This window comes from Sporacetigenium mesophilum DSM 16796 (assembly GCF_059569055.1).
Genome location: NZ_JCANUR010000001.1, coordinates 380403 through 403906 on the forward strand (window position 1 = coordinate 380403; position 23504 = coordinate 403906).

Annotated in this window: 23 protein-coding genes; 16 read left to right on the forward strand and 7 right to left on the reverse strand. The window is 30.5% G+C overall.

Going from position 1 to position 23504, the window contains the following annotated elements; genetic code table 11:
* Positions 1 to 181 precede the first annotated feature (181 nt).
* The 4 genes from BS62_RS01885 to BS62_RS01900 all read left to right on the forward strand — a co-directional run bounded on the left by BS62_RS01885 (position 182) and on the right by BS62_RS01900 (position 3044).
* Positions 182 to 685 carry a GNAT family N-acetyltransferase gene (locus BS62_RS01885; RefSeq protein WP_496489540.1) on the forward strand — a complete coding sequence of 168 codons (504 nt, stop codon included), beginning with the start codon at positions 182 to 184 and terminating at the stop codon, positions 683 to 685.
* A gap of 131 nt (positions 686 to 816) precedes the next feature.
* Positions 817 to 1707, forward strand: a complete 891-nt coding sequence (locus BS62_RS01890; protein ID WP_496489541.1) for a sulfite exporter TauE/SafE family protein — start codon at positions 817 to 819, stop codon at positions 1705 to 1707.
* An 87-nt stretch (positions 1708 to 1794) separates the two neighbouring features.
* A complete protein-coding gene (locus BS62_RS01895; RefSeq protein WP_496489542.1) occupies positions 1795 to 2268 on the forward strand; it encodes a DUF6241 domain-containing protein in 474 nt (157 codons plus the stop codon).
* A 65-nt stretch (positions 2269 to 2333) separates the two neighbouring features.
* Entirely contained in the window at positions 2334 to 3044 is a 711-nt protein-coding gene (locus BS62_RS01900; protein ID WP_496489543.1) for a hypothetical protein, read from the forward strand.
* 63 nt (positions 3045 to 3107) lie between these two features.
* On the opposite strand, the gene BS62_RS01905 is transcribed toward BS62_RS01900, so the two are convergent.
* On the reverse strand, positions 3108 to 4226 hold the full coding sequence (locus tag BS62_RS01905) for an alanine racemase (protein ID WP_496489544.1): 1119 nt from the start codon (positions 4224 to 4226) through the stop codon (positions 3108 to 3110).
* 84 nt (positions 4227 to 4310) lie between these two features.
* A complete protein-coding gene (locus BS62_RS01910; RefSeq protein WP_496489545.1) occupies positions 4311 to 5186 on the reverse strand; it encodes a YitT family protein in 876 nt (291 codons plus the stop codon).
* A 362-nt stretch (positions 5187 to 5548) separates the two neighbouring features.
* Between BS62_RS01910 and BS62_RS01915 the strand changes: the two genes are divergently transcribed.
* Positions 5549 to 7057 carry a DUF1846 domain-containing protein gene (locus BS62_RS01915; protein ID WP_496489546.1) on the forward strand — a complete coding sequence of 503 codons (1509 nt, stop codon included), beginning with the start codon at positions 5549 to 5551 and terminating at the stop codon, positions 7055 to 7057.
* 112 nt (positions 7058 to 7169) lie between these two features.
* Here the strand turns inward: BS62_RS01915 and BS62_RS01920 are convergent, their stop codons facing one another.
* Positions 7170 to 7613, reverse strand: a complete 444-nt coding sequence (locus BS62_RS01920) for a MarR family winged helix-turn-helix transcriptional regulator (protein ID WP_496489547.1) — start codon at positions 7611 to 7613, stop codon at positions 7170 to 7172.
* Between the two features lie 254 nt (positions 7614 to 7867).
* On the opposite strand from BS62_RS01920, the gene BS62_RS01925 reads away from it, so the two are divergent.
* Both BS62_RS01925 and BS62_RS01930 read left to right on the forward strand, forming a co-directional pair.
* Positions 7868 to 10072, forward strand: a complete 2205-nt coding sequence (locus tag BS62_RS01925) for an ABC transporter ATP-binding protein (protein ID WP_496489548.1) — start codon at positions 7868 to 7870, stop codon at positions 10070 to 10072.
* On the forward strand, positions 10072 to 11931 hold the full coding sequence (locus BS62_RS01930) for an ABC transporter ATP-binding protein (protein ID WP_496489549.1): 1860 nt from the start codon (positions 10072 to 10074) through the stop codon (positions 11929 to 11931). The genes BS62_RS01925 and BS62_RS01930 overlap by 1 nt, the downstream gene beginning before the upstream one ends.
* Positions 11932 to 11982: 51 nt before the next feature.
* Here the strand turns inward: BS62_RS01930 and BS62_RS01935 are convergent, their stop codons facing one another.
* Together BS62_RS01935 and BS62_RS01940 are read right to left on the reverse strand one after the other, a co-directional pair.
* A complete protein-coding gene (locus tag BS62_RS01935) occupies positions 11983 to 12150 on the reverse strand; it encodes a hypothetical protein (protein ID WP_496489550.1) in 168 nt (55 codons plus the stop codon).
* 109 nt (positions 12151 to 12259) lie between these two features.
* Entirely contained in the window at positions 12260 to 12808 is a 549-nt protein-coding gene (locus BS62_RS01940) for a GNAT family N-acetyltransferase (protein ID WP_496489551.1), read from the reverse strand.
* 140 nt (positions 12809 to 12948) lie between these two features.
* Here BS62_RS01940 and BS62_RS01945 point away from each other — a divergent pair, with 140 nt between their 5' ends.
* The 7 genes from BS62_RS01945 (at position 12949) to buk (ending at position 20283) form a co-directional block, all read left to right on the forward strand.
* Positions 12949 to 13458 (forward strand): GNAT family N-acetyltransferase, encoded by a 510-nt coding sequence (locus tag BS62_RS01945; protein WP_496489552.1) that lies wholly within the window; start codon positions 12949 to 12951, stop codon positions 13456 to 13458.
* A 119-nt stretch (positions 13459 to 13577) separates the two neighbouring features.
* Positions 13578 to 13760 carry a DUF6954 family protein gene (locus tag BS62_RS01950; RefSeq protein ID WP_496489553.1) on the forward strand — a complete coding sequence of 61 codons (183 nt, stop codon included), beginning with the start codon at positions 13578 to 13580 and terminating at the stop codon, positions 13758 to 13760.
* Positions 13761 to 13923: 163 nt separating this feature from the next.
* Positions 13924 to 14526, forward strand: a complete 603-nt coding sequence (locus tag BS62_RS01955) for a DUF2238 domain-containing protein (RefSeq protein ID WP_496489554.1) — start codon at positions 13924 to 13926, stop codon at positions 14524 to 14526.
* 148 nt (positions 14527 to 14674) lie between these two features.
* A complete protein-coding gene (locus BS62_RS01960) occupies positions 14675 to 16576 on the forward strand; it encodes a sigma 54-interacting transcriptional regulator (protein WP_496489555.1) in 1902 nt (633 codons plus the stop codon).
* 163 nt (positions 16577 to 16739) lie between these two features.
* Positions 16740 to 18524 (forward strand): indolepyruvate ferredoxin oxidoreductase subunit alpha, encoded by a 1785-nt coding sequence (gene iorA / locus BS62_RS01965; protein ID WP_496489556.1) that lies wholly within the window; start codon positions 16740 to 16742, stop codon positions 18522 to 18524.
* 1 nt (position 18525) lies between these two features.
* Entirely contained in the window at positions 18526 to 19107 is a 582-nt protein-coding gene (locus tag BS62_RS01970) for an indolepyruvate oxidoreductase subunit beta (protein WP_496489557.1), read from the forward strand.
* Between the two features lie 90 nt (positions 19108 to 19197).
* On the forward strand, positions 19198 to 20283 hold the full coding sequence (gene buk / locus BS62_RS01975) for a butyrate kinase (protein ID WP_496489558.1): 1086 nt from the start codon (positions 19198 to 19200) through the stop codon (positions 20281 to 20283).
* Positions 20284 to 20322: 39 nt separating this feature from the next.
* On the opposite strand, the gene nudC is transcribed toward buk, so the two are convergent.
* Positions 20323 to 21102, reverse strand: a complete 780-nt coding sequence (gene nudC / locus BS62_RS01980) for an NAD(+) diphosphatase (RefSeq protein ID WP_496489559.1) — start codon at positions 21100 to 21102, stop codon at positions 20323 to 20325.
* A gap of 184 nt (positions 21103 to 21286) precedes the next feature.
* Here nudC and BS62_RS01985 point away from each other — a divergent pair, with 184 nt between their 5' ends.
* The gene (locus tag BS62_RS01985) at positions 21287 to 21814 is read left to right on the forward strand and encodes a DUF2284 domain-containing protein (RefSeq protein ID WP_496489560.1); all 528 of its coding nucleotides are present in this window, start codon (positions 21287 to 21289) and stop codon (positions 21812 to 21814) included.
* Positions 21815 to 21960: 146 nt separating this feature from the next.
* The gene (locus tag BS62_RS01990) at positions 21961 to 22923 is read left to right on the forward strand and encodes a D-2-hydroxyacid dehydrogenase (protein WP_496489561.1); all 963 of its coding nucleotides are present in this window, start codon (positions 21961 to 21963) and stop codon (positions 22921 to 22923) included.
* Positions 22924 to 22971: 48 nt separating this feature from the next.
* Here the strand turns inward: BS62_RS01990 and BS62_RS01995 are convergent, their stop codons facing one another.
* Positions 22972 to 23433, reverse strand: coding sequence for a redoxin domain-containing protein (locus BS62_RS01995; RefSeq protein ID WP_496489562.1), 462 nt, complete (start codon positions 23431 to 23433; stop codon positions 22972 to 22974).
* Between the last annotated feature and the right edge of the window lie 71 nt (positions 23434 to 23504).

Consider the following 23504-nt stretch of genomic DNA (forward strand, 5'->3'; position numbering starts at 1 on the left):
CAAATGATGACAACAAAGTTCAAAGTGCTAGTGAACCAAGGGCTAGTAATAAATTTACTATTAATAAAGTATATTTATAACTTTAATTTCCCTGGTAATATTATTAGAAAATTGGAATTTTTGTTTGAATTATGATAATATAATTACACAAGATATTTTATTATAACAGGGGGAGTATAATATGGATAAAGTATTTGACACAAAACTAGAGGGGTTAAAGATAAGATTTGCCAGGGAAGATGATGTTAATTTAATTCTTAACTTTATTAAAGAGTTGGCTGACTATGAAAAAATGTTAAATGATGTAGTTGCAACTGAGGAAGTACTTATGGATTCCCTATTTAAACGTAAGGCAGCAGAAGTTGTTATAGGTGAATATAACAATGAACCAGTTAGTTTTGCTTTGTTTTTCCATAACTTTTCAACGTTTTTAGGGAAGCCTGGATTATACTTAGAGGATTTATATGTAAAGCCGGAATTAAGGGGCAAGGGTATAGGAAAAACAATGTTATCTTTCTTAGCAAACTTAGCTTTAGAAAGAGATTGTGGAAGATTTGAGTGGTATTGTCTTGATTGGAATGAACCATCAATTAAGTTTTACAAAAATATAGGTGCTATACCACTAGATGAGTGGACTGTGTATAGAGTACATAATGAAGCGTTAAATAACTTAGCGAAAGTATAAGCAAGAGCCTACAGGCTCTTGTTTTTATTTGTCATATTTTGAAATAATATATATAAAACTGACATAAATGATGATATAATAATAATATTCAGAATATTGACAAAAAAATAATTATCTAGGAGGTCTTTTAAATGCTTATTAAATTTGTTCTAGGAATATTATTTGTTATATCTTCATGGTTTGGAATAAATTATGTTATAGACACTATAAAAAATAAACATGAATTACAAAAAAGTTCATTTACTAAGTCTATAGGTATTGGATTTATAACTGACTTTTTTGATACTTTAGGGATAGGTTCTTTTGCCATTACAACGGCAATATTAAAAGGAGCAAAAATGTCAAAGGATCAAGTTTTACCGGGTACTTTAAATGTAAGCCATTCTATATCTATGGTATTAGAAGCATTTATATTCATGACGGCTATAACAGTTGAGCCTATAACATTATTAAGCATGATAAGTGCATCTATAATAGGAGCCTGGGTAGGCGCAGGAGTTATATCTAAATTACCTGAGAAAAAAGTTCAGTTAACAATGGGGGTAGCTTTACTTATTACTGCTATATTAATGTTGTTAGGTCAATTAAATATGATGCCTGGAGGAGGAGATGCTGTTGGTCTAACAGGTACTAAGTTAATAATAGGTGTAGCTGGTAACCTTGTATTAGGAGCATTGATGACTGCGGGAATAGGGCTATATGCACCTTGTATGGCACTTGTTTACTTCTTAGGAATGTCTCCAACTGTAGCATTCCCTATAATGATGGGATCTTGTGCATTTTTAGGACCAGTTGCATCAGTTAAGTTTATAAAAGAAGGATCATATGATAGAAAAGTTTCTTTCGGTATAACATTAGGTGGAATAGTTGGAGTTTTAATAGCTGCATTTTTAGTTAAGTCATTACCATTAAATACATTAAAATGGCTAGTTGTAGGGGTAATATTATATACTTCTATAACTATGTTAAAATCATCTTTTAACAATAAGTCAAAAGATGAAAAAATAAAATCAGCAGCATAATAGTATTGGAAAACTTAACCATAATCCCCCTTACACAAGTATAGTTAAAATGGTATAATATACTTACTAAAGGGGGTATTATATTTTATGGGAAAAGGACAGATAATTGGATTAATACTAGGATTATTTTTAATAGGTGGAGGAGTAACTTATTATGTATTAAATAATCAAACGCCGCCAAAGGAAGTTGAAAATCAAGAGTTTAAAACTGAAATTACAAAAGAAAGTAAAGAAGTAGAAAAAAAGGATACGTCTAGCAATTATGATAAGAATCAAATATTTTCTACAATGCACGAAATGTCTAATACATTAATAGTAGCCAGAGATGGACAAGTGTGGGGAGAAATACAAATAAATGAAAAAAGTATAACTGAAATAGAAGAAATGGTTGTAAGTAATAATGATTTAGATGAAAATGAAGAAAGTCGGATATTAGGAATCATAGAATCATGGAAAAAAGGCGATTTCTCAAATGGAGTTGATGAACATAACTATTTTTGGGATAAGCTAGGTGGAAATATAGGTAGAGCTAAGGACTTAAAATCGGAATATAAAAAATAAGCAACTTTTACATCACCTTTTGATTATTTATGAATAAATTTATATTAATAGAGGTGGTGTATGATATGTATTATAGTAAAAATAATAACTTATGTAACTATTATCAATTTAACTATTATTGGTGGCAACAATATATTTTGCAACAACAGTATGAACAATATAAAAACAAATTAAGTAATAGACAAAATGATATATTAAATATATCTGGTGAATGGAATACAGATGATGGAAAAGTAATGTTTAATCAAGAGGATAATAATGTTACAGGTATATACAAATTTGGGGATGCTAGAATAGAAGGAATAATAAATGGTAATATACTAGAAGGATATTGGTATGAATCACCAACTTATGAATGCCCTAATGATAAAGGAAGATTAAGATTTGAATTTGATTCAAGCGCAAACACTTTTGAAGGAAAATGGAGTTACTGTGAGAATGAGCTAAATAGAACATGGAATGGAGTACGAGAGCAAAGTGCCCTACCACTAAATATCTCTGGAGAGTGGTATACAGAATTTGGGAAAATGATACTGAAACAAGAATTTAATAGGGTAACAGGAACTTATGAATATGGCAATGGTAGAGTGGAAGGTACTATAAGTGGATATACATTAAAAGGATATTGGTCTGAAGAGAATACCTATGAGTGTCCTAGTGATAAAGGAAGATTTGAATTGAATTTCTCGACAAATGGAAATACGTTCAGAGGAGTTTGGGGATATTGTGAAGAAAAACCCAAAAACAGTTGGATTGGAATACGAATGCGACATTAATATCTAAAATAAAAATATACCCACAAGATTTAGGGGTATATTTTTTATTTTATAAAGCAATTATTATATATTTATACTAGGTTTTCTAGAATTACTTCTGATATCAACATCTATTATTTTTTCAACCTCATTATTTCTATATCCAATTATGTAGTCAGTCATATTAGCACTTGAGCAAGAGTGATTAGGTATTATTTGTATTTTATCTCCAACTTTTAAAGTTGTTTTTTCAATTATTTGAACTTTAGCCACTTCTTCAGACAATCCTATTATTAATAGTTCATCATGACCTTTAACCTTACCAAATCCATTTATAAGAGAGTTGCCGTGGGCACCTTTATCAAGTCCTAGACATTTGCTGCCTACATCTATAATAAATAAATCATCGCTAGGATTAGATATAATTGTTCCTAAAACAGTTAAAGAACAATCGTTTTCCTCACATACACCTAAAGATAATTGAATGTTATCGTAGAATGGATAATTTCCAGGTCTTAAAACATTTATAGTATTATCACTTACAACATCAAAAAAAGTAGGAGTGCTTCCCGTTGCAACAATATCTATATTAAATCCATTTTCTAATAAATTATTTTTAGCATTTTTTAAACAATTACTTTCTTGGGTAGACACGCTAGGTACTTCTTCTTTTGAAGAAACCCCATAAACATGACCTGGATGAGTACTTATTCCAATTAATTTTAAGTTTTCGTATTTAGATAAACTTTCAGCTAATTGAACTACATCATCACACTTAACTCCTAATCTGTTTAATCCACAATTTACTATAATAAAGTATTCCATAACTATATTTTCTTTTTTAAGTTCTTCATTAAAAGCCCTTGCGCCTTCGACCCCATCAAAACTTAGAATTATTCTAGCTTTTTTGGAAATGTTTATAAGTCTATGTATATTTGCATTAGAAACAACTGGATATGCAATAGTTATGTTATCTAGCCCAGCTTCTACAAAAGATTGTGCTTCATCAATAGTACCAACTAAGAACCCTTTTGCTCCATATTGCTTTTGCATTTTTGCTATAGAAGTACTTTTATGAGTTTTGGTCATAGGCCAAAGTTCTTTATTATTATCATCACAAAGTTTTTGAATGTGTTTTAAGTTGCTTTCTAAAATATCTAAGTCTAATAAAAAACTTGGAGTTTGTAATTCATAGATATTCATTTAAATTGTCCCCCTTTTAAAATTATATTTAATTATAGCTTAACAAAGTTTTCGGAATTTTCAAGAATTAATAATATAATAAGCCTATCTTTCTAAGATAGGCTTATTATATGACTTTGATTTAGTTCTTTGGAAAAAACCTTTACTCATTATACCAGATGTTTCTGTTACATAAGAAGCTTTTAAAATAGCAGTTGGATCAATTAACAATACCAGTTCTTTTATTTTTGGATATCCGAATCTATCTGTTATACAATATATAATCTTCTTTTGTTCTTTTTCATATCCGCCTTGACCGTATAAATAGGTAATACTTAAGCCTAAGTCTTTTATTAAGCTTTCTCCTATTACTTCTGGAGAATCAGATATAATCATAACTGATTTTCCCTGATTTACTCCATCTAATACAAAATCAATCATTTTAGTAACTATATAAAAAACTACTAAAGAGAACATAGCTTGTTCTAGACCAAGTACAAAACCAGCTACAGTAAATATAATAACATTTATACCAAGTAAAAAGGTCGTTATTGGTATTTTGAAGTGTTTATTAGCCCAAATAGCTAACATCTCTGTACCATCAACAGCTCCACCTGCTCTTACAACAAGTCCTACACCTAAACCTAATACGAATCCCCCATAAATTACAATTAATAACTCGGAAGATGTAATAGCAGGAATAGGCTTTAAAATAGCTAGTCCAATAGTTGTAATTATATTAGCATAAAGAGCTCTAACAAAGAACTTTTTTCCTAAATCATTTGCTGTGAAAAGAAGAATAGGACCATTTAAAGTGGCAAATATTGCAAAGGTAGGCATTTTAAAAGCTTTATTACCTATAATGGAAAGGGCAGTTGTTCCGCCATCAACCAATCCGTTGGGTGCAAGTATTAGTTCTATTGCTATAGAAACAATAAGGGCACCTACTGTAAGTAGAGCGTAATCTAAGAATTTTTTCATAAATTCCTCCTTTTTAAGTTTTATTTATTAAATATTAAAAAAATCATTGGAAGTAAAAGATAAACAAAGACTTGTTTATTTAGATATAAGATAAATAAGATTGTCCATAACGTGTTTTGAAATTAAAATATTATACAGCCAGTCGTTTAATATCTAATTATATTATAGCATAGATTATATATTATGTAAACTTACGAGGGGAATATAATGAGGTCAAAAAATAATGTCTACATATTTCTACTATAAGTTACAAAATATTTACTTTAACATAAGATTATGGCATAATATAAAGATATGAAAAAATATTTTTTAATATTTTTGGATAAGATATTAATAATAATTTTAGTAAGCGAGGCGTGAATATGAAAATAGGATTTGACCACAAAAAATACCTTGAAGAACAGTCAAAGTACATTTTAGAAAGAGTTAATAATTATGATAAGTTATATTTAGAATTCGGGGGCAAACTTTTACAAGATCTTCATGCTAAAAGAGTTTTACCTGGATTCGATGAAAATGCTAAAATCAAATTACTACACAAATTAAGAGAAAAAGCTGAAATAATTATTTGTGTATATGCAGGAGATATCGAAAGAAACAAAATCAGAGGAGATTTTGGTATAACTTACGATATGGATGTTCTAAGACTTATTGATGAATTAAGAGATTATGAACTTGACGTAAACAGTGTTGTAATAACTAGATATGAAGGACAACCATCTGTAAATGTATTTATGAATAAGCTTGAACGTAGAGGTATAAAGGTATATTTACATAGACCTACTAAAGGATACCCTACAGATGTAGATACTATTGTAAGTGATGAAGGATATGGCGCTAATCCATATATAGAAACAACAAAACCTATAGTTGTTGTAACAGCTCCAGGTGGAGGTAGTGGAAAACTTGGAACTTGCCTTAGCCAACTTTATCATGAAAATAAAAGAGGAAAAGCTGTAGGATATTCAAAATTTGAGACATTCCCAGTGTGGAATGTACCATTAAAGCATCCTTTAAATATAGCTTATGAAGCTGCAACAGTTGACCTTAAGGATGTAAATATGATAGACTCATTCCATTTTGATGCTTACAATGAAATAGCAATAAATTACAACCGTGATATAGAAGTATTTCCAGTTCTTAAAAAAATAATAGAAAAAATAACACAAAAAGAATCTGTATACAAATCTCCAACAGATATGGGAGTTAACAGAGTAGGTTATGGTATAGTTGATGATGAAGTTGTTAAAGAAGCTTCTATACAAGAAATAATAAGAAGATACTTTAAAACAAGTGTTGAATATAAAAAAGGTTATGTTGATAAAGAAACTTACGAGAGAATAAAAATTATAATGGAAGAACTTAATCTAAAGCCTGAAGATAGAAAAGTTGTTATTCCTGCAAGAGAGTATAGTACTAAGTTAAGAGAAAATGCTTGTAAAAACGACATTTGTCCAGTTATAGCACTAGAACTTAACGATGGTACAATATTAACTGGTAAAAGATCAGAATTAATGGACGCAAGCGCTGCTGTAATTTTAAATGCAGTTAAGTACTTAGCAAATATATCTGATGAAATACATCTTATTTCTCCAGTTATACTTGAGCCAATTATAAATTTAAAATCAAAAACATTAGGAAATAAAAATGTAGCATTAAGTTGCGAAGAAATATTAATGGCACTTAGTATATGTGCAGCTACAAACCCAACAGCAGAAGTAGCGATGGAAAAGTTAGCAATGTTAAAGGGATGTCAATCGCATTCAACTACAATACTAAGTGGAAATGATGAACAAACTTTCAGAAAGCTTGGTATAGACACAACATCGGATCCTGAGTATCCTTCTGCAAGCTTATATTATAACAACTAGTTATTATTAAAAAAGTCGTATCAATGGATACGACTTTTTTTAGCTATATTATGTATACTATTTAAAAAATGAATTAAATTCAAAGTACTGAACGGTGATACCGTTTGCAAAGTTACTTTAATTTAAATATAATATCTGTAATACTGACCAAATTCTGGCTAAGAGATTCTAAGTCTTTTGAATCGAGAACAGTAATTTTTTTTGCTAAATTATCTTTTATTATTTGTTCTTGTTCTTTTAAAAATTCATGGGCTTTATCTGTCAATTCAATTCTTATTACCCTTCTATCATCTGGATCATTATATCTATTAACCATACCTTCAGAAATTAATTTATCAATTATAGGAGTCATATTAGGTTTAGATATTGTAAGATGTTTAGCAGTCTCAGAAATAGAAGAAGCTCCTCTATGTTTAAGATAAATTATAACCTTAATATGTGATTGGGGCATAGACATGTTTTTCATGATCTCTTTTTGATGAAAAATTATACTATGTAAATAAAATGACAAATTATATAAATCTCCAGAGAGCTTATTAAGTTCAACGGTACTCATATTATCCTCCTTATACAAATACTGTAATTTAATAATTTCCATTATAATGTATTTATAAACATTTTACAATCAAAAGGTTATTGACATATAAATCTTATTAAAATATAATAGTTATGAAAATATAATCATTATACTGTCAAAACAAAAAGAGGTGGTTATTTGTAAATTACAATAATGAAGTATTTAGGTGTAAAATTACACTTAATATAAAATGGTACGAGGACTACAAAAATGAAGGTGAGGGATGTTTCTAAATGCTAAAAATAATAAAATACTTAAAACCATTTATTATATCTATAATTTTAATTGTAGGTCTTTTATTGGTGCAAGCATCAAGTGAACTAGCACTTCCTGACTATATGTCAAAGATTGTAAATGTTGGTATACAACAAGGGGGAGTAGAAGATGCAGTTCCTGAGGTAATTCGTAAAAGCCAACTAGATAAAATTAAACTATTTATGAGCGATGATGATATAAAAAAAGTAGAAGACAATTATATTCTTTTAGACAAAAAAGAACTTTCTGATTATCCAAAAGTTGAAAATGAACAACTTTATAAGCTTGATACAAAAGATGAAGATACAATTAATGAGCTTAATGATTTATTTGGTAAGCCAATATTAATTGTTGGAGGAATTGAAAAGGCAGGTATAAAAGAGTTAACTGCAAATATGCCAGGTGCAGCTAATATTCCAGCAAATACTGAACCATTTGATATAATTTCTAAAATGCCAAAAGAACAAATAAATGCAATGAAAGAAAGTACAGATGATAAGTTCAAAGATATGCCTGATAGTATGATTACACAGTCAGCTGTTTCATTCCTTAAGGCTGAGTATGAAAAAATAGGTATGGATACTGATAAGCTTCAATCAAGTTATATTCTTACTTCAGGAGCTAAAATGCTTGGTTTAGCCCTAGTTGGTATGGTAGCTACAGTTATAGTTTCTCTACTTTCTTCAAGAGTAGCTGCAGGGCTAGGTAGAAACCTTAGAGAAAAAGTGTTTAGAAAGGTTACAAGCTTTTCTAATTCAGAGTTTGATAAATTCTCCACAGCTTCTTTAATTACAAGAAGTACAAATGATATTCAACAAGTACAAACTCTTATGGTTATGTTACTAAGAATGGTATTTTATGCACCAATTTTAGCTATAGGTGGGGTGCTGAAAGTACTTAATACTGATACATCAATGGGATGGATTGTAATGGTTGCAGTTCTTGCTATCTTAACATTGGTAATTGTTTTATTTAGTATAGCTATTCCTAAGTTTAAGAGCGTACAAAAATTAGTAGATAAGCTAAACTTAATAACTCGTGAGTCTTTAATAGGTATGCTAGTTGTACGTGCTTTTAATACTCAAGAATATGAAGAAAATAAGTTTGAAAAAGCAAATCAAAATTTAACAAAGACAAATTTATTTATTGGTCGTTTAATGACATTAATTATGCCAATGATGATGTTAATAATGAACTTAGTTACTGTGCTTATTGTTTGGGAAGGAGCTCATCAAGTTGATGCTGGAAGTATGCAAGTTGGTGATATGATGGCATTTATGCAATATACAATGCAAATAATAATGTCATTTTTAATGATTTCTATGGTATCAATGATGCTTCCTCGTGCATCTGTATCAGCACAACGTATAGCAGAGGTTTTAAATACTGATGTTATGATTGATGATCCAAAAGAACCGAAGAAATTCTTAGCAAACAAAAGGGGATACTTAGAATTTAATAATGTTTCATTCAGATACCCAGGAGCAGAGGAAGATGTACTTTCAAATATTACATTTACTGCTAAACCTGGAGAAACTACAGCTTTCATTGGAAGTACAGGTAGCGGTAAAACAACTTTAATAAATCTAATTCCACGTTTTTATGATGCTACAAGTGGAGAAGTATTATTAGATGGTGTAAATATTAAAGATGTATCTCAAAAACAATTAAGAGATAAACTTGGTTATGTACCACAAAAGGGGATTTTATTCTCAGGTAATATAGAAAGTAATATTAAATACGGTAAAAAGGATATATCAAAAGACGATTTAGAAAAGGCAGCAAGAATAGCTCAAGCAACTGAATTTATTAGCGCTAAGCCTGAGGGGTTTGAAACAGAAATATCTCAAGGAGGTACTAATGTTTCAGGAGGTCAAAAACAAAGACTTTCTATTGCCCGTGCACTTGCTAAAAAGCCTGAAATATTCATATTTGACGATAGTTTCTCAGCTCTTGACTATAAGACAGATGTTACACTACGTAAAGCTTTAAAAAGTGAAACTTCAGAAAGTACTGTCCTAATTGTTGCACAAAGAATAAGTACAATAATAAATGCTGATAATATTATTGTTCTTGATGAAGGTAAGATAGTAGGAAGTGGTACTCATAAGGAGCTTATGGAAAACTGTGAGGTGTATAAGCAAATTGCTTTATCACAACTTTCAAAGGAGGAGCTTTCATAATGAGTGATAGAAAAACAAAGAATAATAGACCAGGTGGATTCGGTGGACCCCATGGTGGTATGGGAAAAATTGAGAAGGCAAAAAACTTCAAAGGAACTATGAAAAATTTAGGTGGGTACCTAAAACCATATAGAATAGCAATAATTATCGTAGTAATTTTTGCAATAGGTAGTGCAGCCTTTTCTATAGTAGGACCTAAACTTTTAGGGAATGCTACAACAAAACTTTTTGAAGGATTAGTAGAAAAGGTAAGTGGTGTAGAAGGGGCTACAATTGATTTTGACTATATAAAAAATATAATGCTTTGGCTTCTTGGATTATATATAACTAGTACAGTGTTTGGGATTATACAAGGTTATATAATTACAGGGGTAGCACAAAAAGTATCTTATAATTTTAGAAAAGAAATATCAGAAAAGATAAACCGTATGCCTCTTAAATACTTTGATAAGCAAACTCATGGAGAGGTATTATCAAGAGTCACTAATGACGTTGATACTGTGAGTCAGACATTAAATCAAAGTATGTCACAGATAATAACATCAATTACTACAATAATTGGGGTACTTATAATGATGTTATCAATAAGTTGGCAAATGACACTAGTAGCACTTTTGATGTTACCAGTATCCATGGTATTAATTATGTTAGTTGTAAAGAGATCACAAAAATACTTTAAGTCTCAACAAGAGTACTTAGGGCATGCTAATGGACATATAGAAGAAATATTTGGCGGCCATAATATAATGAAGGCTTTTAATAGGGAAGAAGAAGCTATTGAAAAATTTGAAGATATGAATAATAGCCTTTACAATTCTGCATGGAAGTCTCAATTTTTATCAGGAATGATGATGCCTATTATGCTTTTTATAGGTAATATAGGGTATGTAGCAGTATCAATTTTAGGAGGATGGCTTGCTATAAAGAAAACTATTGCAGTTGGTGATATTTTATCTTTCGTTCAATATGTTAGAACTTTTACTCAGCCAATAGCTCAGGTTGCTCAAACAGCTAATATACTTCAATCAACTGCAGCAGCAGCTGAAAGAGTTTTTGAATTCTTAGCAGAGGAAGAAGAAGTTGAAGAAGCAAAGAATCCAGTTAAACTAGGAGAAGTTAAAGGGGAAGTAGTATTTAATGATGTTCACTTTGGATATGATTCAGATAAGATTATTATAAATGACTTCTCAACTACTATTAAGCCAGGTCAAAGGGTAGCAATAGTAGGTCCGACAGGAGCAGGAAAAACAACTATTATTAAACTTTTAATGCGTTTTTATGATTTAAACAGTGGATCTATATTAATAGATGGTCATGATATAAAAGATTTTACAAGAGGCGATTTACGTAATATGTTTGGTATGGTTCTTCAAGATACTTGGTTATTTAACGGTCCAATAATGGAAAATATACGTTATGGTAGACTTGATGCCACTGATGAAGAGGTAATAAAAGCAGCTAAGGCAGCTCATGCTCATCACTTTGTAAAAACTCTTCCAAATGGATATAATATGGAGTTAAACGAAGAGGCAAGCAACGTATCTCAAGGACAAAAGCAGTTATTAACTATTGCTCGTGCAATATTAGCTGATCCTAAGATACTAATTCTTGATGAAGCGACAAGTTCTGTCGATACTCGTACAGAAGTTCTTATCCAAAAGGCTATGGAGAACTTAATGGAAGGAAGAACAAGCTTTATTATAGCTCACAGATTATCTACAATAAGAGATGCAGATGTAATCCTTGTAATGAAGGATGGAGATATAGTAGAACAAGGTAATCATGAAGAATTATTAAAGGCTAAAGGTTTCTATGCTTCACTTTACAATAGTCAATTTGAAAGAGCAGATGCCTCATAAATAATAAAAAGATGATTTCTATATTCAATATAGAGATCATCTTTTTTATTGTTATTGTTGTGTAGCATCATCTTTGTTAGTTGATGTCCATTGATTATCAGTAGGAGTTTTTTCTTTCTTGTTAGATAAGCCTTGGTTATCATGATCTTTAGGCGAAGATGGCCATTGATTATTTGTAGCAGATTTATTTGCCTTATTATTTTCAAAGTTTTTTTTCATATAAAAACCCTCCTTTCATAGATAATCTTATTTTTATCTAAATAGGAAATTAAATTCTAAAAATTTATAAATCAATTAGATATTATTAACTTTTAACAATAGAAAAATTTTATACATTCTCGTTTAATAAAACCATGTGGATATGGTCTTCCCATTTCCCATTTATCTTTAAATATTTATAAGCTAGACCCTCATTGTAAAACCCTAATTTTTCTACTGCCCTTAAAGATGCTTTGTTTTTAGTCATTATATTTGCTTCTATTCTATGTAGACCAAAATCATTGAATATAATATGTATTCCCTTTTGAATTGCCTCAGTTATATAGCCTTTATTGACTTCGTATTTATCTAGTTTATAACCAAGATGACAAGACAAAAAAGCACCTCTTACAATGTTACTAAATCTAACGGAACCTATTATTTTGTTTTCACTCTTCTTGAAAATCCAAAGTCTAAGGGAATTGCCATTTTCAATATTGATTAGTTCATTAGATAATTGATATTCATGATATTCTTTTTTATAAAAATCTTCACTTCTTAAAGGTTCCCATTGTTCTAGAAATGTTTTGTTTTTAGAGTAATAATCTAAAACTAATGGCGCATAGGTCTTATCTAATACTTTTAATACAAGTCTTTCAGTTTCATAAACTTTTTGCATAAAATACCCCCTTTAGGTTATAGTATAATGGAAAATTAAGATAATGATAAATAAAAAATTAGAATAGTTGGATAATTAGAACAATATTATTTATAATTATTAATAAGAATAAGTTAAGATAATATTGGGGGGATACGTATATGAATAAAAATAGTGACTTTATAGCTTCAGAAATAAAAATTAGACCATATGAAGAAAAAGATATTGAATTTGTTATAAATAGACATAGAGATTTATACGATATGGAGTATAAATTTTCATCAGAGTTCTCAGATTATGTTGAAGTATATGTAAATAAATTTAATGAAAACCATGATAAAGATAAAGAAAATATGTGGATTGTAGAATGTGAAGGAAAGTCAGTTGGTGTCATAGCTATAGTAAAAGTTGATGACTTTACTGCACAACTTCGTTGGTTTCTTATTGAGCCTAAGATGAGAGGACATAAACTAGGTCATGAACTTATGAAAACAGCAATAAATTTTTGTACAGAAAAAGGTTATAACCATGTTTTACTTTGGACTGTCGATATACTAGAAACAGCAAGACATCTTTACAGTAAATATAGATTTACTTTAACTGAATCTGTAGATAACACTACTTGGACTAATAATTTACTTAAGGAAGAACGTTGGGATGTGCACTTATAGGGGGGATATTGTAAAATATTTTGTATCACTATGATTTCTTTGGTGATAAACTAATTATAGAAAGAAAAATTTAATATGGAGTAATTAAATTTTGATTTGGATAAAGGAGACTATACATTATGAAGGTATTAGCTTATGTATTTATTGCGGTAGCATTTATTTTAGTTACCTTTTTTGGACTAGGGCCAGTTCTTCTTGCAGACGGAGGTTTTGGTGAAAGAATAATTACCCTAGCAATTGTATTAGGTTTGTATGCAGTTCTCATAATATTATTTAGAAATATAAGAAAAAAGAATAGATAACTAGAAATTAAAGGGCTAGAAATTTAGCTCTTTTTTTTATTGTGATAAACATAAGGAACTAAACTAATACCATTTAAATAGAATAATAAAAGAAGCGAATATATGATGGCGGTATTATCATATTATTTATTACACCAATTATACTTTTAGGCGGTGAAGTGTAATGAAAAGAATTGATAAGATAAAGCTTATTATCATTATTATTATATACCTATCTATGGTTTCTACTGGATTGATTGCATTTGCTGATAAGAATTGGATGTATTTAGGAATATCCATTCTTACTTTAATTGTTATGTTATTGCCAGCTATTATAGAAAAGCGATTTAGTGTAGATATTCCTGGTGGATTTGAGATAATTTTAATTTTATTTGTTTATTCAGGAGTTTACCTTGGAGAACTACGACATTTCTATGATAAGTTTTGGTGGTGGGACAAAATGCTCCATAGTTTTTCGGGACTTATTTTAGGGAATATAGGTTTTTTAATTGTTGGGTATTTGACTAATAGCAGTAAGATAAATATAAAACGAAGCCCAATTTTTGTAGCATTTTTCTCTTTTTGCTTTGCTGTTGCAATGGGAGCTATATGGGAAATCTATGAGTACTCTATGGATAAATCTCTGGGACTATTCATGCAAAGGGGTAGCCTAGATGATACTATGATAGACATAATTTTAGATACTGTAGGAGCATTAATATTTGCGATACTAGGGTATTTCAAACACAAAGATAAGCTTAGACGTATGCATAGGAAAATTCATTAAAAAATGCACCATCTATTTTTTAGATGGTGCATTTTTGTGAACTTTAGCAAAGTAATTTAGATTTGATTAAAAGGGAATTTCATATTACTATAATATTAAGGGTATTTTGACTTTAAGTTAATTAATCAAGGGGATTGAGGAGAGTTTTATGGAAAGAAAAATAGGAGTAATAGCTTCAGATTTGGAATTAAAAAATAGTATTACAGAGTTGTTTCAAGAAGATGTAGATAAAGGTGAAATTATTATAGATATATTAAGCTCTAACAATATGGAAGAGCAAGGTAAAATATTAGAAAGCAAAGGTGCTCAAGCTATAGTAGCAAGAAGTGGTGGATATATATATAATGTTGGAAAAGTAAATGTTCCTGTAGTGCATTTAAAGATTACACCAATTGATATTTTACGTGCAGTAAAAGACGCAAGTAAATATAACAAAGAAATAGTATTATTTATTTCTGTTTATGAGTACTTTGACTATGATGAATTGAAAGGTATAATTACAACTAATATTACAATTGAAAGATTTCGTATTAAGGAAGAAATAGAAGATAGGGTATATAAATATATAAATAAAAAAGAAGAAATTGTAATAATCGGGGGAGGAATTCCTTGTACTTATGCTCAAAAACTAGGGATAGATAATGTTAATATAGGAGCTAGCAAGGAGTCTATTTATGAAGCGATTACAGATGCGAAAGAATTAGTGGACAACCTATATAAACATAAATATAAAAATGAAGTTTTGCAAACCGTATTAGATGGAGTTCATGATGCTGTTATAGCGGTAGATAACGAAAGTAAAATAATACTATACAATGAAAGGGCAGAGAAATTATTAAAAAAACCTAGATGTGATGTTATAGACAAAAAACTATTAGATGTATATCCAGAGCTTGGATTTATGCTAGATGTTTTAGAAAGTAAAATAAGCCAATATAATCAAATTAAGAAATTAAAAAGAATTATAGTTACTTCAAACATATCTGTTTTGGAGGTAGATGGGCACATTAACGGAGTTTTATGCTCATTTCAGGACATTACTAAACTTCAAAGTTTGGAAAAAAAGATAAGATATGAAATAAATAAAAAAGGCCTTGTTGCAAAATATAATTTTTACGATTTTGTTGCATATGATCCTGTTACAAAGGACACAGTGGCAAAGGCGATAAAAATAGGTATGACAGATAGTACTGTAATGATTTATGGGGAAAGTGGTACTGGAAAGGAAATGATGGCCCAAAGTGTACATAACATAAGTAGTAGAAAAGAGGACCCCTTTGTGGCAGTAAACTGTGCAGCGATATCAGAAAATCTCTTGGAGAGTGAACTCTTTGGATATGAAGAGGGTGCATTTACAGGAGCAAGAAAGGGTGGAAAGCCAGGGTTATTTGAACTTGCTCATGGAGGAACAATATTTTTAGATGAGATAAATAGTATGTCACTTAATCTTCAAGCAAAGCTTCTGCGTGTTTTAGAGGAGAAAGAAGTAATGAGAATAGGTTCAGATTATGTTATTCCTCTAGATGTAAGGGTAATTGCTGCTGCCAATGAAGAATTAAAGGAAAAAGTGAAAGAAGGAAACTTTAGAAGTGACTTATTTTATAGATTAAATATTTTGAAATTAAGTATTCCACCTTTAAGACAAAGAAAAGAAGACATAGTTCCACTATTTAAACATTATATAAAGGAACTATCACAAGAAAATGATAATATAGAATTAAGTGATGAAATAAAAAATAAGATAGTAAATCATATATGGACTGGAAATGTAAGAGAGCTTAAAAACGTTGCCCAAAGGTATATGCTTTTTAATGAAATTGACTTAGATGAAGATGAAGATGAAGACAAAGATAAATTTGAAGATAAAATTATAAAAAGCGAAAAGATACTAGATATCAATGACGAAATTAGTTTGAAAGATTTGTATGAATCCTTAGAGCAAAAGGTTATAGATATACTGTCTAGTAAGGGTGTAGCCAATACAGAAATAGCAAAACATCTTGGGATAAGTAGAACAGCTTTATGGAAAAAGAAAAAAATAGAATATTAGGGAAAAAAGTGTAAACTAAGTTAACAATATGTTAACTTAGTTTACACTTTTTAATTATTCAGAAAATAAAAAACTTGTCAAAATATCGGAAAATAGCCAATATTAAAATTGGCATGAAAATTGCTTATATAATATTACAGAAAATATAAATAGGGGTGAAACTATGAAAAAATTATTAACAGCAAATGAAGCAATTGCCCGTGGAGCATGGGAAGCAGGGGTAAGATTTGCTTCGGCATATCCAGGAACACCAAGTACTGAGATATTAGAAAATGTTGGAACATATAAAGGGGATATAGTAGCAGAATGGGCAACTAATGAAAAGGTTGCAGTAGAAGCAGCAATAGGAGCATCTATCGCTGGAGCAAGATCATTAGCAGCAATGAAACATGTAGGGGTTAACGTTGCAGCAGATCCATTATTCACTTTTGCATATACAGGTGTTAATGGAGGTATGGTTTTAATAACAGCAGATGAGCCAGGACAGCATTCATCTCAAACAGAACAAGATAATCGTAACTATGCAAAGTTTGCAAAGGTTGCTATGTTTGAGCCTGCAGATAGCCAAGAAGCAAAAGATATGGTTAAAGTTGCTTATGAAGTAAGTGAAAAGTATGATACACCTGTTTTAATAAGAATGACTACAAGAGTATGTCACTCTAAGGGAATAGTTGAATGTAATGATAGAGAAGAAGTACAAATAAAAGAATATGTTAAGAACCCACAAAAATACTTAACAGTACCAGGTCATGCAAGAAAACTTAGAGTGTTAGTTGAAGATAGAATGGCTAAACTTTTAGATTTCTCAAATAGTACTGAGTTAAATTATGCTGAGTGGAATGACACTAAAATAGGGGTAATAGCATCAGGGGCTGCATTTAGTTTTGCTAAAGAAGTATTTGGAGATTCTGCTTCATACTTAAAATTAGGTTTTACTAACCCACTTCCAAATGAAAAAATAAAGGAGTTTGCTAGTAAAGTTGATACATTATATGTTATAGAAGAAAATGATCCATACATAGAAGAACAAGTTAGAATGTTAGGATTTGATTGCCTTGGGAAAAACCTTTTCCCATCATACGGAGAAATGACTCCTGATGTTATTAGACAATCAGTATATGGAGAAACTATGGAAACTATTGAATTTGATGAATCAAAAGTTGTTCCAAGACCTCCAACACTATGTTCAGGATGTCCACATAGAGGATTCTTCTATGAAATAGGAAAGAGAAAGAATGTAATGATATCTGGGGATATAGGATGTTATACTCTAGGATTTGATCAACCATATAATGCTATGGACACTGCAGTATGTATGGGTGGAAGCTTTGGTATTGGACATGGAGCACAAAAGGTTTTCAATATGAAAGAAGACAATAAGATGAGAGTTGTATCTGTTTTAGGAGATTCAACATTCTTACATACAGGTGTAAATGCACTTCTAGAGGTAGCTTATAATAAAGGAAATACAGTTAATGTAATACTAGACAATAGAATAACTGGAATGACAGGTCATCAAGAAAACCCAGGAACAGGTTATACACTTCAAGGTGAAGAAACTGTTGAAGCAGATATAGAAATGCTTGTTAGAGCATGTGGAATCAAGAATGTAGCAAAGATTGATCCAAACGATCTTAAATCAGTAAAAGAAACATTTGACTGGGCATTAAGTCTTGATGAGCCTTCAGTAGTAATAACAAGATGGCCATGTGCATTAAAGAAATTTACAAAACAAGACAATCAAGAATTCAATAATCCTTTCCAAACTAAGTGTGATGTTAACGAAGAAAAATGTGTTGGATGTAGAGCTTGTATAAGAGTTGGATGTCCTACTATATCGTTTAACAAAGCAGATAAGAAATCAATAATTGATCAAAATTCATGTGTAGGCTGTGAAGTATGTCTTCAAGTTTGCCCAGTAAAAGCTATTGGAAAGGTGGGAGCATAAAATGAATAAAAGTATTTTATTAGTAGGAGTAGGTGGGCAAGGAACAATACTTGCTAGTAAACTTTTAACATTAGGACTTATGGAAGCTGGATACGATGTTAAAATGAGTGAAATACACGGAATGTCTCAAAGAGGTGGTTCTGTATCATCTCAAGTTAGATACGGAGAAAAAGTTGAATCTCCAGTTATTGAACTTGGTGGAGCAGATATATTAGTTTCTTTTGAAAAAATGGAAGCTTTAAGATGGCTTAAATATTTAAAGAAAGATGGAAAAGTTGTAGTTAATGATTTTGAGATAAATTCTATGCCTGTTCTTTCTGGAAGAGTAGACTATCCTACAGGAATATTAGAAGAACTTAGCTCAAAGGTTCAAACAACAGTTATTGATGCTGCAAAACAAGCTACAGAACTTGGAAATCCAAAGGTTATGAACGTTATATTACTTGGAACTACAATTAAGGCAATGGGTCTTGAAGATATAGATTGGGAAAAAATCATAAAAGATAATGTAAAGCCACAATTTGTTGAACTTAACTTAAAGGCTATTGAAGTTGGAATGGGATTAGCAAGCGTAGAAGCTTAATAAAATTAAAAATATATAAAAACCTATGGTTACACTTTGTAGTCATAGGTTTTTCAGTAAAGTAAATTTTTTATAAGGGGAGAAATAATAATGAGTCATAAAATATTGGCAATAAATCCAGGTTCTACGTCAACTAAAATATCTATATATGAAAATGAGAAGGAACTACTTTGCAAAACACTAGATCATCCAGCTAGTGAAATTGAAAAGTACAATAAGGTTGCAGATCAATTCAATATGAGAAAAGATGTTATACTTTCATTTTTAAGTGAAAACGGATATGATGTTAGTGAATTATCTGCTGTTGTAGGAAGAGGTGGAATGGTTCCTTCTGTAAAGTCAGGAGCTTATTTAGTTAATGACGTTATGGTAGATAGACTATTAAATAACCCAATTATGGAACATGCTTCAAATTTAGGAGCAATTATAGCTTATGAAATAGCAAATACTGCTAATATACCAGCATACATATATGACTCTGTAAGAGTTGATGAACTTTCAGATATCGCTCGTATATCAGGTATGGCAGATATCCCAAGAACAAGTACTAGCCATGTTTTAAATTCTAGAGCTACAGCAATGAAAGTTGCCGATAAATACAATAAAAAATATTCAGATATGAACTTAATAGTTGCGCATTTAGGTGGAGGAATATCACTAAGTGTTCATGAAAAAGGACAAATAGTAGATATAGTTTCTGATGATGAAGGTCCATTTTCACCTGAAAGAGCAGGTAGAGTTCCTTGTAGAGCTCTTATAGAAGCTTGTTATTCAGGAGAATTTGACAGAAGCACTATGAGTAAAAAGTTAAGAGGAAATGGTGGTTTAAAATCATATCTTAATACAGTTGATGCTAGAGAAGTTGAAAAGATGATTGAAAATGGAGATGAAAACGCAAGAATGATTTATGAAGCTATGGCTTATCAAGTTGCTAAAGGAATAGGTGAACTTGCAACTGTAGTAGATGGTAAGGTAGATGCTATTGTAATCACTGGTGGTATAGCATATTCTAACATGATGACTTCATGGATTAAAAAAAGAGTAGAATTTATTTCAAATGTTGAAATAGTACCAGGAGAAAATGAAATGGAATCTCTTTCTTTAGGAACTTTAAGAGTTCTTAATGGACTAGAAGAAGCTAGAGAATATACTGAAGAAATAACAGCAAAGGCATAATAATAAATAAAGAACCCTTGATTTTTCAAGGGTTCTTTCCTATTTTTGACTATCAACAAACCAATCTATAAGTTTTTTAGCTATGCTGCCGCTTGAAGGAATATTTGGAAGTTCTTCTAAACTATAAAAAGAAGCATGGTCAATTTCAACGCCATCAACTTTTATTTCACCACTATCATATTCGCAGGTAAATCCTACCATTAAGGAATCAGGGAAAGGCCAAGGCTGGCTTCCAAAATACTTTATATTTTTAACTTTAATACCTACTTCTTCGAAAACTTCCCTAGCAACACAATCTTCAAATCCTTCACCAGGTTCTACAAACCCTGCAAGTACACTATACATATCTTTAGGGAAGTTAGAATTATGTGCAAGAAGTAATTTATCATCCTTAACTACAGCTGTTATAATGGCAGGAGATATTCTAGGAAAACTAATATAACCACATTCAGGACAGATTTTTGCTAATTCATCTTCTTTATCCTTTGCTAAAGTTCCACATCTACTACAGTACTTATATGTGTTATTCCACTTTATAAGATGAAGAGCTCTTGTAACTAAACTAAAAAGTGAAGCATCCATTAATACAATAAACATACGTAGGTTATAAAACTTAAATTCAGCAACTTCATTTAAAACTGTATCTATTTCACCAAAAACAAATTCATCATCATCTTTTGATGTTAAATAATCTAACATATTTAAATCTATACCTAAAGCTTTTATATCAGCTTCATCTGGTATTACTATATTATCATCTTTTATTTTAACTAGTAATTGGTCATTATTGAAAACAAAACATAATTTATTTTTATTCATAATCATACACCTGGCCTTATTTAATTCTAGATTTATAAAACGTTATAAAATTAGTATAGATATTATTCTAAATATAATCAATAGGAATATGAAGGGGAGTGCTTTTATACAGTTCTAGACATGTTATAAAAAGAATATATAAATATAGATATACTTATTTAATATATAAAAGAGGGGATATTTCATGTTAAAAGAAAGATTAATAGAAGCTTTTAAAGAAATAGGGTTTGATGAATATAAAGAAATTAAAACAAGTGATATTGTTTTTTCTCAAGATGTGTTTAACCAATGTGAAAAAAACACTTGTGGCAATTTTGGTAAAAATCATGCTTGTCCACCTAAGTCTGGAACTGTAGATGAAAGAAAAGAAAATATTTTAAAATACAAAAATGCCTTTATAATATCGAAAATTGTATCAATTAAAACAAGAAAAGAAATGATGGAGTCATTAGAACTTGTTGCAAAGGTAAACAAGGATTTGAGAAAGACTTTTGCCAACGAGAATGTGGGAATAATGGGGGCAGGCCCATGTACTAAATGCAAGGAATGTACTGCTCTTAATAATGAACCTTGTCGTTTTCCAGACAAAATAGAGTATTCAATGGAAGGCAGTGGCATAGATGTAGTTCGCATGTCTATGAATTACAAAATGACTTACAACGCTGGAGCGGGAAAAATCGGTTACTTTACATTAGTACTTTATAATAATTAGTTTTACTTGTAAAATAATCTCTATCCTCTGATGGAGGTTATTTTAATTATTTAAAGAAAATAGCATTTTATATAGAATAAGCGGAAGGAAATTCATTAGGTATATTGAATTTAGAGAGATAATAATTAGTACATTAGGAGGTGGGTATGATGAAAATTGTAGTACTTGACGGATACACAACAAATCCCGGAGATTTAACATGGGAAGGGCTAGAAAAACTCGGTACAACAACAGTTTATGATAGAACATCGGAAGATGAGATTTTGGATAGAATTAAAGATGCAGAAGTTGTCTTTACAAGTAGCGTTCCTTTATCAAAAGATACTATAGAAAACGCAAAGAATCTTAAATTCATAGGGGTACTTGCTACAGGGTATAATGATATAGATATTGATACAGCAAGAAAATTAGGGATACCTGTAACAAATATTCCTACCTACGGCACAGATTCAGTAGCTCAAATGGCATTTGCTCATCTACTTGAAATTTGCAACAATGTTGGAGTACATGACAAAACAGTTAAAAATAATGAATGGACAAATAATGCTGATTGGTGTTTTTGGAAAGAGCCCCTTATAGAACTTGCTGGTAAAACAATGGGTATAATTGGATATGGTAGAATTGGGCAAACATCAGGAAAAATTGCTCAGGCATTTGGAATGAACGTATTGGCATATGCTAATCATCCAAAAAAAGAGTTAGAATGTGAAAGTATGAAGTATGTTGAACTAGATGACCTTTTAGCTAAATCTGATGTAATTAATCTTCACTGTCCATTGGTTGAGGATACAAAGGGGATTATAAATAAAGATACCATTGCAAAGATGAAAAATGGTGTGATTATTATAAATACATCGAGAGGACAACTTATTGTAGAAGAAGATTTAGCACAAGCACTTAATCGTGGAAAGGTATATGCAGCGGGTCTTGACGTTGTAGCAACAGAACCTATTTTAGAAGATAATCCATTACTTAAAGCTAGAAATGTATTCTTAACTCCACACATAGCATGGGCACCGAAAGAGTCAAGAGCTAGGCTTATAGATATTGCAGTAGATAATCTTAAACAGTTTATGGATGCAAATCCTATAAATGTTGTTAATAGATAAAAATAAAAAGCCAATATTCTAGATTAGAAATCTAGAATATTGGCTTTTCTACATACTTGATAAAGCTTGTATAACTTCGTTTATATCAGGCAATTCATTAGAAGGATAAACCTTTACCCATTTAACTTTGCCATTTTCATCTATTATAATATTCACTCTTTTTGACACGCCATTTTTTTCGTCAAATATTCCGTAATCTTTAGCAACTTTTCCATGAGGCCAAAAGTCTGAAGGAAGACTTAAGTTCTCAATTGCAATTGATGTTGCCCATGCTTTTTTGCAAGGTGTGGGATCAACGCTAAATCCAAGAGGGATTGTATTTAGACTTTGAAATTTTTGCCAATTATTCTCTATTGATCTCATCTGATCAGTACAAACAGGTGTCCAAGCAAGTGGATGCCATGATAATAATACTTTTTTTCCTCTGTAATCTGACAAACTTATATTTTGTTCATTTTCATCCATCACAGTAAAAGGGGGTGCGTCATTACCTACCTCAATAAGTTTCACTATTATAGTCTCCTTTCTAATTATGTATTTATATAATGTCCTATATAAGTAGGTTTTATGTATCTATGAAA

Bases quoted from the DNA above. Each gene is read 5' to 3' on its own strand.
- BS62_RS01945 (WP_496489552.1), top strand. From the start codon at position 12,949: ATGAATAAAAATAGTGACTTTATAGCTTCAGAAATAAAAATTAGACCA.
- BS62_RS01940 (WP_496489551.1), bottom strand. From the start codon at position 12,808: ATGCAAAAAGTTTATGAAACTGAAAGACTTGTATTAAAAGTATTAGAT.
- BS62_RS01930 (WP_496489549.1), top strand. From the start codon at position 10,072: ATGAGTGATAGAAAAACAAAGAATAATAGACCAGGTGGATTCGGTGGA.
- buk (WP_496489558.1), top strand. From the start codon at position 19,198: ATGAGTCATAAAATATTGGCAATAAATCCAGGTTCTACGTCAACTAAA.
- BS62_RS01960 (WP_496489555.1), top strand. From the start codon at position 14,675: ATGGAAAGAAAAATAGGAGTAATAGCTTCAGATTTGGAATTAAAAAAT.
- BS62_RS01970 (WP_496489557.1), top strand. From the start codon at position 18,526: ATGAATAAAAGTATTTTATTAGTAGGAGTAGGTGGGCAAGGAACAATA.
- BS62_RS01985 (WP_496489560.1), top strand. From the start codon at position 21,287: ATGTTAAAAGAAAGATTAATAGAAGCTTTTAAAGAAATAGGGTTTGAT.
- nudC (WP_496489559.1), bottom strand. From the start codon at position 21,102: ATGAATAAAAATAAATTATGTTTTGTTTTCAATAATGACCAATTACTA.
- BS62_RS01885 (WP_496489540.1), top strand. From the start codon at position 182: ATGGATAAAGTATTTGACACAAAACTAGAGGGGTTAAAGATAAGATTT.
- BS62_RS01900 (WP_496489543.1), top strand. From the start codon at position 2,334: ATGTATTATAGTAAAAATAATAACTTATGTAACTATTATCAATTTAAC.
- BS62_RS01935 (WP_496489550.1), bottom strand. From the start codon at position 12,150: ATGAAAAAAAACTTTGAAAATAATAAGGCAAATAAATCTGCTACAAAT.
- BS62_RS01925 (WP_496489548.1), top strand. From the start codon at position 7,868: ATGCTAAAAATAATAAAATACTTAAAACCATTTATTATATCTATAATT.
- BS62_RS01950 (WP_496489553.1), top strand. From the start codon at position 13,578: ATGAAGGTATTAGCTTATGTATTTATTGCGGTAGCATTTATTTTAGTT.
- BS62_RS01990 (WP_496489561.1), top strand. From the start codon at position 21,961: ATGATGAAAATTGTAGTACTTGACGGATACACAACAAATCCCGGAGAT.
- BS62_RS01955 (WP_496489554.1), top strand. From the start codon at position 13,924: ATGAAAAGAATTGATAAGATAAAGCTTATTATCATTATTATTATATAC.
- BS62_RS01920 (WP_496489547.1), bottom strand. From the start codon at position 7,613: ATGAGTACCGTTGAACTTAATAAGCTCTCTGGAGATTTATATAATTTG.
- BS62_RS01910 (WP_496489545.1), bottom strand. From the start codon at position 5,186: ATGAAAAAATTCTTAGATTACGCTCTACTTACAGTAGGTGCCCTTATT.
- iorA (WP_496489556.1), top strand. From the start codon at position 16,740: ATGAAAAAATTATTAACAGCAAATGAAGCAATTGCCCGTGGAGCATGG.
- BS62_RS01890 (WP_496489541.1), top strand. From the start codon at position 817: ATGCTTATTAAATTTGTTCTAGGAATATTATTTGTTATATCTTCATGG.
- BS62_RS01895 (WP_496489542.1), top strand. From the start codon at position 1,795: ATGGGAAAAGGACAGATAATTGGATTAATACTAGGATTATTTTTAATA.
- BS62_RS01905 (WP_496489544.1), bottom strand. From the start codon at position 4,226: ATGAATATCTATGAATTACAAACTCCAAGTTTTTTATTAGACTTAGAT.
- BS62_RS01915 (WP_496489546.1), top strand. From the start codon at position 5,549: ATGAAAATAGGATTTGACCACAAAAAATACCTTGAAGAACAGTCAAAG.